This is a genomic window from Sphingobium sp., assembly GCF_049304695.1.
Lineage (GTDB): Bacteria > Pseudomonadota > Alphaproteobacteria > Sphingomonadales > Sphingomonadaceae > Sphingobium.
In genome coordinates, this window is the sequence record NZ_JBAQOK010000040.1 from 61,420 (window position 1) to 70,972 (window position 9,553).

Annotated in this window: 14 protein-coding genes; 6 read left to right on the top strand and 8 right to left on the bottom strand. The window is 62.0% G+C overall.

Annotated elements, in window-relative coordinates:
* Nucleotides 1-30: 30 nt before the first annotated feature.
* The 3 genes from WA070_RS05690 to WA070_RS05700 all read left to right on the top strand — a co-directional run bounded on the left by WA070_RS05690 (nt 31) and on the right by WA070_RS05700 (nt 1,639).
* Nucleotides 31-453 (top strand): DUF350 domain-containing protein, encoded by a 423-nt coding sequence (locus tag WA070_RS05690; protein ID WP_422633152.1) that lies wholly within the window; start codon nt 31-33, stop codon nt 451-453.
* 6 nt (nt 454-459) lie between these two features.
* A complete protein-coding gene (locus WA070_RS05695) occupies nt 460-1,287 on the top strand; it encodes a S1 family peptidase (RefSeq protein WP_422633153.1) in 828 nt (275 codons plus the stop codon).
* Nucleotides 1,288-1,360: 73 nt separating this feature from the next.
* Complete coding sequence (locus tag WA070_RS05700) at nt 1,361-1,639, top strand: DUF3297 family protein (protein WP_422633154.1); 279 nt, start codon at nt 1,361-1,363, stop codon at nt 1,637-1,639.
* A gap of 15 nt (nt 1,640-1,654) precedes the next feature.
* Here the strand turns inward: WA070_RS05700 and WA070_RS05705 are convergent, their stop codons facing one another.
* The 4 genes from WA070_RS05705 to WA070_RS05720 form a co-directional block, all read right to left on the bottom strand.
* Nucleotides 1,655-2,380, bottom strand: a complete 726-nt coding sequence (locus tag WA070_RS05705) for a CHAP domain-containing protein (RefSeq protein ID WP_422633155.1) — start codon at nt 2,378-2,380, stop codon at nt 1,655-1,657.
* Nucleotides 2,381-2,490: 110 nt separating this feature from the next.
* On the bottom strand, nt 2,491-3,015 hold the full coding sequence (locus WA070_RS05710; protein WP_422633156.1) for a CHAP domain-containing protein: 525 nt from the start codon (nt 3,013-3,015) through the stop codon (nt 2,491-2,493).
* A gap of 106 nt (nt 3,016-3,121) precedes the next feature.
* Complete coding sequence (gene recF / locus WA070_RS05715; protein WP_422633157.1) at nt 3,122-4,195, bottom strand: DNA replication/repair protein RecF; 1,074 nt, start codon at nt 4,193-4,195, stop codon at nt 3,122-3,124.
* A gap of 52 nt (nt 4,196-4,247) precedes the next feature.
* Nucleotides 4,248-4,742, bottom strand: coding sequence for a hypothetical protein (locus WA070_RS05720; RefSeq protein ID WP_422633158.1), 495 nt, complete (start codon nt 4,740-4,742; stop codon nt 4,248-4,250).
* 161 nt (nt 4,743-4,903) lie between these two features.
* Between WA070_RS05720 and WA070_RS05725 the strand changes: the two genes are divergently transcribed.
* Nucleotides 4,904-5,437: a peroxiredoxin gene (locus tag WA070_RS05725; protein WP_422633159.1), complete on the top strand. Its 534-nt coding sequence runs from the start codon at nt 4,904-4,906 to the stop codon at nt 5,435-5,437.
* Nucleotides 5,438-5,483: 46 nt separating this feature from the next.
* Here the strand turns inward: WA070_RS05725 and WA070_RS05730 are convergent, their stop codons facing one another.
* Nucleotides 5,484-5,864: a gamma-glutamylcyclotransferase family protein gene (locus tag WA070_RS05730; protein WP_422633160.1), complete on the bottom strand. Its 381-nt coding sequence runs from the start codon at nt 5,862-5,864 to the stop codon at nt 5,484-5,486.
* 334 nt (nt 5,865-6,198) lie between these two features.
* On the opposite strand from WA070_RS05730, the gene WA070_RS05735 reads away from it, so the two are divergent.
* Nucleotides 6,199-6,384 (top strand): PspC domain-containing protein, encoded by a 186-nt coding sequence (locus WA070_RS05735; RefSeq protein ID WP_422633161.1) that lies wholly within the window; start codon nt 6,199-6,201, stop codon nt 6,382-6,384.
* A gap of 332 nt (nt 6,385-6,716) precedes the next feature.
* Here the strand turns inward: WA070_RS05735 and WA070_RS05740 are convergent, their stop codons facing one another.
* The 3 genes from WA070_RS05740 to WA070_RS05750 all read right to left on the bottom strand — a co-directional run bounded on the left by WA070_RS05740 (nt 6,717) and on the right by WA070_RS05750 (nt 8,974).
* On the bottom strand, nt 6,717-7,457 hold the full coding sequence (locus WA070_RS05740) for a DUF72 domain-containing protein (protein WP_422633162.1): 741 nt from the start codon (nt 7,455-7,457) through the stop codon (nt 6,717-6,719).
* Between the two features lie 23 nt (nt 7,458-7,480).
* A complete protein-coding gene (locus WA070_RS05745) occupies nt 7,481-8,149 on the bottom strand; it encodes a peptidylprolyl isomerase (protein ID WP_422633244.1) in 669 nt (222 codons plus the stop codon).
* Nucleotides 8,150-8,587: 438 nt separating this feature from the next.
* Entirely contained in the window at nt 8,588-8,974 is a 387-nt protein-coding gene (locus WA070_RS05750) for a VOC family protein (protein WP_422633163.1), read from the bottom strand.
* Between the two features lie 66 nt (nt 8,975-9,040).
* On the opposite strand from WA070_RS05750, the gene WA070_RS05755 reads away from it, so the two are divergent.
* Nucleotides 9,041-9,484 carry a MarR family winged helix-turn-helix transcriptional regulator gene (locus WA070_RS05755; RefSeq protein WP_422633164.1) on the top strand — a complete coding sequence of 148 codons (444 nt, stop codon included), beginning with the start codon at nt 9,041-9,043 and terminating at the stop codon, nt 9,482-9,484.
* Nucleotides 9,485-9,553: the final 69 nt, after the last annotated feature.

A 9,553-nucleotide genomic window follows, 5' to 3' on the forward strand; every position in this document is an offset into this window, starting at 1 on the left:
CCTTGGGGCGGGTTGCGGCATTGGACGCGCATGACCGATCCCATGCCTGTGATCCAGAGCCTGCTCTCTGGCCTCCCCATCCTGCTGCTGCACCTTGCCAGTGCCACCCTTGTCTGGCTGTTGGCGCTGGGGCTGTATATGTGGATCACGCCCCATGATGAATTTGCGCTGATCCGGGCAGGCAACGAAGCCGCTGCTATCTCGCTGGGTGGTGCGGCGATCGGTCTGGCGCTGCCGCTGGGCTTCTGCCTCGCCGGGTCGGTCAATGCGTGGGACATTCTCATCTGGGGCAGCGTGACGCTGGTCCTGCAACTCATCGCGTTCAGGCTGGTCGATTTTCTGCTGGGTGCATTGTCCAGCCGTATCGAAGCCAATGAACGGTCGGCGGCGATTTTTCTGGCGATGATGAAGGCGGCCGTCGCCTGCCTGACCTCTGCCGCCGTGGCGGGCTGAGACTCGATGGCGCGAGGTGGCTGTGGTTGCCTGCCGCTGGCGCTGGGCGGCCTGCTGCTGGTCGCATGGTTTGGCCAGCGCGTGCCGATTCCCCCGTTGCAGGTGGAAACGTTCGATCCCCGATCGCCACGCCGTCCCCTGCCGCAGTGGAGCGACGAGCAGTTCGTCATCGAAAACCGCGACCAGAATCCGGCGGACAGCATGGGGACGGCCTTCGCCGTCGATCGGGATGGCGCATGGCTGACGGCCGAACATGTCACGCATGGCTGTTCGCGCGTTGGACTGGAGGAGGATGGCTATGCCCGGCCCGTGTCGCGCGTGATCGAAAGCGGGGAGGCGGACGCGGCGCTGGTGCGGGACGGTTTGCCGGTCGATACCGCCCTGCCGCTATCCAGCCGCGTTCCGCCGACGGGGTCGACCGGCTATCATATGGGCTTTCCCGCTGGTGCGCCGACGCTGGTCGTGTCCCAGTTGATCGGCACCGCCAATGCGCGCCGTGGCCGCAGCGCTGTGACCCAACCTGTCCTGGCCTGGGCCGAAACCAGCCGCGTGCCAAGCGGCGACGGAACGCTTTCGGGCATCAGTGGCGGACCGATATTTGCCGAAGATGGCCATGTCGTCGGCGTTAACAGCGCATCGACCGATCGGCGTGGGCGAATATTGACGACCGCGCCCGATGCGATGACGCGCCTGACGCGGGCAAGTCGCGCGGTGGATGACCGGCCGGTTGCCTATCCCTTCACCGGCCTGGCCGATGCGCAGAGCCGCTTTGCGACATGGCTGGATCATGGCGTCATCCGCCGCATTTTCTGCGACGTCGATCAGCAACGGTGATCATGACCGGGGCGGTTGACGAGCAAGGCGGGGAAAGGGTAGGCGCGGCCCAACTTTGCAGGGATTTACGATCATGAGCGATACACCCCCCGACCGGCTTTCCACGCATCAGGGCAGCCCCCATTTCGATCTGGACGCGCTTCAGCGCGGTATCGGCATCCGTTTCAAGGGCGTCGAGCGCAAGGATGTCGAAGAATATTCGATGTCCGAAGGCTGGATCCGCGTGGCGGCTGGCAAGACCCGCGATCGCAAGGGCAATCCGCTGACCATCAAGCTGAACGGCCCGGTCGAAGCATGGTTCGAGAACCCTGCGCCGGGTGCTGAAGAGGACAAGCCCGCCGACGCCGAATAAGCGTCGGTCAGGCCATTAGTTCAGCATCGTTTCGCGCTTTACGTCGGCGATGATCGCGCTGAGCGTCCGCTGAGACGGCGCATTGTCGGCGAACTGGATGACCAATGGGTCGGATTCCAGTTTCGGTGCCCTGCGCGATTTTCTGCCGTCCACCGGCGTCACCTGCGCCAGGCGCATTGCGTGGACCGGTTCGATTGCTTGCGGTTCGCGCCGTTCATCCCACAATTTGGGGTCGATCCGGGCAAAGCGCACGCTATCGCCCAAAGACGGGTCGGGCGTGAAATCGTGCAATTTGGCTTTGGCCGGATAAATGAAGCCGAAGGTCGGATTGGTCCGTGCGCCCATCTGGCCGGTCGGGCTGTGCCAGACGCGCACCGCGCTCCAGTCGCCCGCATCCGACACGTCGATCGCCAGCACATCTTCCTCGATCGCGCCGGGGGTGGACCAGTTGGCGTGGCGGATGAGCACGCGCCGATCGCCCAGCACGCGGCTGACCACCGCGACATGGCCCAGCGTCATCGGGCCATTGGGGCGAAAGGCCAGCACCGCACCCTTTTTGGGCCGGTGTCCGCGCTGATATTGCGCGCTCGCCTGATCCCACCATGTCAGGGCGTCGCCGCGTATCTGCACGCCCGATACGACACGCGCATAGGGAACGCATTGCAGCGCCGCGCCCAAAGCAGGCGTTACTATCAGGCAGGACAATGCGCACAGCGCCGCCCCGCGAAACCATTGAATCATTCCTGCGACCCTGAAAATCACGAATCGCCCCACCAAGAGCGACCCTAGGCCATGACCTTTAGGAAGAGGTAAATGCGGGAGAAACCAGCCGGATCAAACGCCCGGCAGGATCAGAAAGCAGCGTGGATGGGGGCCGCTACATCAGCCGATGCGATCTGCACTGGCTTGCCAAGCGTTTTGGGCGCCTGGGCATAGATGAAGCCACGTGCCGGGTTGGAGCGCAGGCCCAGGTCGCCGATGGGACCATACCATACGCGGACATCGGTCCAGTCGTTGTTGGCGGATACGTCGATGGCGCGCACGTCGCGTTCAACGCCGCCACGATAGGACCAGTTGGCATGGGTCAGCAGCACTTCGCGCGCGCCCAGCACCTTGCTGACCATCGCGACATGGCCGACCGGCATAGAGCGGCTGGATGCAAAGGCGAGGACGGCACCGACGCGGGGTTCATGGCCGCGGTCATATTGACCCTCAGCCTGGCCCCACCATGTGTTCGCATTGCCGAAAAGCTGGATGCCCGAAACCTGACGGGCGTAGGGGGCGCACTGGAGAACTCCGGCGGTCGCAGGCGAAACGATCAGTGTCGAAAGCGCAAGAATGGCCGCTGCGAACAGCGTGCGAAAACCAACGATCATGCGATTGCGACCCCGACTTTTTGTAGGCTTGAACCCCGATGGCCGTCTTAGGACAGACTGCGTTCATCTTGAAAAGCATCAGGCGACGAGTCGTTGCTCCGACGCGTCATGCTGCGGAACGAAAGACATGGCCCGCAGTTACCGTAAATTGTGTGGCCATCGATAAGTCATTGAAAAGACTATATTCTGTTCCGGTCATCCAGATTTGCGCTCCAGTTTGCGCCAGACGGTCGAACAGGGCAGCGCGACGGGACGGGTCGAGATGTGCCGCCACCTCATCAAGTAGCAGCACCGGCGGCTGGCCACGATCGGCCGTGACCAGCGCGGCATGAGCCAGAAGGATGGAGAGCAAAAGCGCCTTCTGCTCGCCAGTGGAACAGAGCGCAGCGGGCTGCGCCTTGGCGATATGAATGACTGAAAGATCGTGGCGATGTGGTCCCGAAAGGGTGCGCCCGGCCGCCGCATCGCGTCGCCGTTCGCGCGCCAGACGCGCTGCCAACGGTTCATCCGACTCATTCTCCTCGCCATCGATCGCGATCAGCGGGCGGGCAAAGGGGACATCGGGCTGCTCCGCCAGCACCAGGTTCAGCCGCGCGACCAGATCCGTGCGCGCTTGCCCCAGCGCTTCGCCATGCTCCCCCATCTGCGCCTCCAGCGCGGACAGCCAGGCGGGGTCGGCCTGCCGCAAATCGCTCAACAGCCGGTTGCGCGCGCGCATGGCCGCGTCGTAGCGGCTGGCGTGCCCGGCATGGGCGGGATGCAACGCCAGCGTCAGGCGATCCAAAAAGCGCCGCCGTCCGCCAGGGCTGTCGAGGAACAGCCGGTCCATGGCGGGCGTCAGCCAGACGATCGACAGATGCTCCGCCAGTGCGTTAGCGGACGATGCGACGCCGCCGATCCGCACTTGCCGCCGTTCAGGCGCCTGCGCTGAAACGCCCGTGCCCAGTACCGATCCGTCGACATCCGCCGCGATACCGAAGCTGCCGGGGCCACCCTGCCGCGCCATGGCGGACAGCGCTGCGCCGCGCAGGCCGCGTCCTGGCACCAGCATCGATACCGCTTCCAATATGTTGGTCTTGCCCGCGCCATTGTCGCCGGTCAGCACGATGAAAGCATGATCGGGCACGATCAGCGCATCCGCGTGATTGCGGAAATCGCTCAAGGTAAGGCGGCCGATCATTGGCCCGGCTGTAGCGGGCTATCACAGGCGGGGAAAGGGGTGGCGCCAACGATCAGCAGCGCTTGCGTGTCACGGACTGTCCGTCGTTGACGATCGTCAACCGCGTGCCGTTCTCCGCCATGTGCAGGGCGAGCGTGCGGGTCCAGCTTTCGCCTTCGCCGGTGAAGGCGGCCGTGACCGACAGCTTGTCGTCGCCATCCTTTTTCACCGACTTCACTGTCCCTTCGCTTTCGTGAAACAACAGCCGCCTGGGGTCGATGCTGAGGTCCAGTGCAGCGCTGCGATCGCTGCACGTCTCACTTATGCCGGTCCATCTACCCTGAAACGCTGTCGGTATTGAACCTGATGGCGTGAGGCCTGGCGATGGGGCGCGCGTGTCCGCTGGCGTGGCCTGATTGGCGATGGGCGGCGAGGATTGCGTCGTGCCTCCGCCCTGATCGACGATGTTGGTGACGACGCCGGGCTGGCCGCTGTCGTTCCGGGCAGCGCCTTTGTCCTGGCATGCGACCAGAAGCAATGGGAGGGGGAGGAGAAGCGCGCGGATCATCCATTAAAAGCGCTCGGCGATATATGCGGTTCCCAACCGGCGAATGAGGCATGGCTATTCCCCTTCGAACGACTTGCGTGCCGCCGCCATTGCGCTCATCACTCATGCTAAAGCCGGTCGCCCGATCGACGGCTTAGCCTGATATTCTAGGAGTCTGACCCATGAAGCGCCTGACACTGTTTCTTGCCGCCGCCGCCACCCTGATGGGGTCGAGCGGGGCGATGGCCGCGCTCGCCATCGGCGCCAAAGCGCCCGATTTCACCACGCGCGGCGCTCAGGCGGGCAAAACCTTTACCCTGACCCTGTCGCATCAGCTCAAGCGGGGACCAGTGGTACTCTATTTCTTCCCCAAGGCGTTTACGCCGGGCTGTTCGGCCGAAGCGCGCGAGTTCGCTGAAAATATCGGCAAGTTCAAGGCCGCTGGCGCGACCGTCATCGGCATGTCAGCCGATTCGGTTGATGATCTGGTGGCGTTTTCGACCAAGGAATGTGCGGGCAAGTTCGCCGTCGCATCAGCGGGGCCGGATATTGTGTCGGGCTATGACGTAGCGCTCAAGATGCGGCCCGGCATGACCGACCGGACATCCTATGTCATCGCGCCGTCCGGCCGGATCGCTTTCGTCCATTCGGAAATGAGCTATGCCGCGCATGTGAAGAGCACGCTGGCCGCCGTCGAGGCAATGAAGCAGAAATAAGCCCGATTACGCCAGCCGGGACGGGTGTCCTGGCTGGCGTCATGGCTCAGGCCAGAAAATCGCCGCTATCGATCAGCGGCAATCCCTCCACATCGCGCAGATAGATATAGGTCCAGGCATCGACCGGGCCGTCCACTGCCTGCACCGTCAGCAATTGACGAACATATTCATGCGGCAAGGGAAAGCGGGCGGCGCACTCTTCATAGTCGTCGAGCAGAGCGAGCATCCTGGCAGGATTATCGAGCAGGAACAGGTCGCCCGTAACCTGTCCCTCGCCGGGGACGAATCCGGGATATTCCGCGATCCGATAGAGTTGCCCCTTTGCTTGCGCCCGGCCCACATGACGCGCGCCTCCATGCAGTCGCTGCGCCATCTCACCGCCGAAGCTCAAGCGCAGCGTGCCATAGACGAAGATCAGTGCGTGCATGGCAGCGGAACGAAAATTTGCCCAACAGCCGGTGGCCTACGCCAACAAATGGAATTGTTGATGCGGTCTTCGACGTATGCATGGCCATAAAGCCCCGCATTTCCAGCGAAAATCGAAACTGGCACGGCTTCTGCAATGTCTGTGAGCATCAAGGCCGGACTATCCGGCCAGCTACAACAGGGAGTGTCACCATGTCGATCATCCGGTTCCAAAATGCTGCTGTCGCGCTTATCGGCGCCTGCGCCGTCGCCACGCTTTTCATCGCCGCCGCCGTCCCGGTGCTGCCGATCGCCTGATCCTCGCATCCCCTCAACACCCACGAAAGTCACACGTCATGAACAACAGTTTCACACTCGACCGCAGCAATGGCAAGATCATGGGCGTATGCGCCGGTTTGTCCAACCAGACCGGACTGGACGTTACACTGGTCCGCGTCGCGCTGGTTCTGCTGACGCTCTGTGCATTGGGGCCGATCGGTGTTGTGGCTTATCTGCTGGCGGGCTGGCTTGCCAAGGGATGAAGCCATTTACCCGATACGGTTGAGTTAACCAAAATCGCCTGATAATAAAAGAGCCGCCCCGGCATATGCCCTGGGCGGCCTTTTAATATCCCGTTGAGGGGATAAGGATAAGCGCGTTGTCGCGCTCAGGCGTAAAGCACCGAATAGAAAGCCAGCATCTGAACGCCGACTGCAACTACCAGCGCAGCACCTTGAAAGGCCTGACGCATATTCTACTCCATTATTCAGGTTCATCATCTGCCCATCGGGGCAGGGCGCGCCTATGCGCCCGTCATGCTATTGTAACAATCGCAAAGCGTGACATTGCGATTGCAGCAAATGCAACAGTGCTGTTACCCTAAAGCCTCAGTCAGTGCCTGGGCAGCGGCGGGGTTGCGGACTTTCGCGCCGCTGATGAAGAAGGCGAAGACATCGCCGTCCGCCGCCCTGTCCCGTGCCAGTGCGGCCCAATCGGCGATCGCGGAAGGGGCATAACCCGTCGCTTCATTGTCCCGCGCGTGCATCAGCCGCAGGTAGGAAAAGCCAACTGTCAGACCATCGATTGCGGGATAGTCGTCATGATCGGCCCGCACGATCGCCGCACCAGCCTGCTGCGCCATGGTCTTGAACGCGGGGTCATCGAAACTTGCGTGCCGTACTTCGAGAGCGTGGCGCAGGGGCATGCCATCGACGCTGGCAGGCAATAGTTTCAGGAATGCGGCGAAATCATTGCGATCGAACGCCTTGGTCGCCGCGAATTGCCATATTATCGGTCCCAGCCGATCGCCGAGTTCCGCTATGCCCTGTCCCGTGAATTTCGCGATCGACTCGCCTGCCTCCGCCAATATCTTGCGATTGGTGCAATAACGCGACGCCTTGATCGCGAACTGGAAGCCATCGGGCACGGCTTTGGCCCAGTTGGCGAAGGTCGCGGGCTTTTGCGTTCCATAATAAGTTGCGTTGATCTCGGTCGCGCTCAGATGCTGGCCGAGATAGGCCAGTTCATCCTTTTGCCGTAATCCCTGCGGATAGAAGGTGCCGCGCCACGGTTCGTAAACCCAGCCGCCTATGCCGACCCTGATCCGTCCCGTCATACTATCCTCCTGTCATCGGCGCCCTATTTCGGCGGTGGGCGTTTCAGGCCGATCAGCCACGGTTTCACGCCGCGCGTAGGCTTTGGCGTGCCGTCCAGACGCTTCGCGCGCAGGATGACTATCGGCTTGACGATCATCTGCCCACGCATCGGTCCCGATCCGCAGCATGTGGGAACGGCCAGAATCTTTTTAACGACGTCCATCCCGGCCACCACATGACCAAATGCAGCATAGCCGATATAGCCTGGCCGTGCATCCATCGTCGGTGTCGGCCCGATCGTGATGAAGAAATTGCCCATCGCCGAATCGGGCCGGTTGGGCCGCGCCATCGATAATGTGGCGTCCAGATGCCGTATGCCCGTCTGCGTCGTCGGCTCATGCGCGACCGGTGGCAATGACCGGCGCGCATCCGTGTCGATCCCGCCCTGGATCAGCCCCAATGTCGGCGCGCTCCTGCGTCGTGCCGCGCGATAGAAGGTCACGCCGTCGAACCGGCCATCATCGACATAGGTCAGGAAATTGGCCGACGTGCGCGGCGCGCGCTTCTGGTCCACCGCGACGGTGATCGTGCCGACCGACGTGTCGATCGCCACGCGCGTATAACCGGCAACAGGCCGGTTGGCCGGCAGGGCCGCAGCCATCGCGGAACACAAGGAAAGCAGGACGGCAAAACAGCGGGCAGGCAAATGCATGGGCAGCAGGACACTCATGACGGGGAGGGGCGGCAGAAAAGGTTAGTCGGCCTTCACTGTCCAGCGCAAGCGGTCCATTTCCGTCGTCTTTCGCCCAAAGTCACAATATGACAGTCGATCATCTCGCTGGTCTTGCAGCATTGGACTATCCGGGCACCAACAGGCCGCCATCAGTCCATGCGTGATGGAGCAAGCGAAGTGCTTCCGCTACGCAGCGGTCGTTCATCGCGTGGTTACACGAACGATCGTCGTGAATGCCTGAACCGCTGCACCTTCCCCATAGCCTCGCGAGGGGAGTGATAGACGATCCAGTCGCCTTTTCCGAGCGACTGGACTGCGATATGCTTGCCGTGGCCGAATTGCGCAAACCCGCCATTGCGTCCCCCACGGTCATGCTGCGCCGATGCAACACCCATCGAGAACGCCAAGTTCAGCGCCTTATGCGTTGGTCGATTGGGGCGGCGCGATCGTGTGGGCCGTGATCGTGTAGCCGAACGGATCGCGGAACGCGAAGTAGCGGCCGAACGGCCCATCCATTGGCGGAAACTCGACATGGATGCCCTGCTTTACAAGATCGTCGTGGAGCGCGTCGGCATCGTCACAGCCAAACCAGATGGCGATGCCCCAGCCCAGCCTGTCTGTCGCTCCCAAATCGACAACGGGTGTGCGAACAGCAAATGGGATCGGCCTGGTGTCGAAGACGATCGCACCCGGCGGGCTATGGGGAGCGGCCTTCAATCCAACGACTTGGGTGTAGAATGACCGTGCAGCTTCGAGATCCTCGACTTGGATACCGATGAAATCGGGTCCGATCAGATGGGACATGGCTGGGCTTCCTTTATTTCAACAATCCGAATATGCAAGGGCGCTTACATATATAAGGGCACTGATATGTCAAACGCCAAATTGCTGTTGAGCGATCCCTATGCGACGATCGGCTTCGCGTTGAAGCAGGCGCAGCAGGCGCTTCGGACGCGCATGGACGCGGAACTGCGGAAGATCGGCTTGACGACGCCGCAATATGCGGTTCTTGCCTATCTGAAGGTCGAAGCAGGCGCTTCGAACGCGACGCTTGCGCGCCGTGCGTTCGTCACGCCACAAACGATGCAGGCAATATTGGTCACGCTTGAGAAATCGGCTTTCATCAAGCGCACCGCCCATCCCGAACATAGGCGCGTTCAAAAGACCGAACTGACGGCCTCAGGTCATCATGTTTTGGAAGCGGCATCGACGATCGTCGCCGATGCAGAGACGCGTCTTCGCGATGCTGCGGCACCCCTCGATCCCCAGACTGCCACAGCCATGTTATTGAGACTTGCACAAGCGCTCAGATAAAAGCGGCTTCCTATACGGGGCCTTCGCGCCGCCGATCTCTTCTGGGGGGCTGCTCTCCAATAGGGGGCA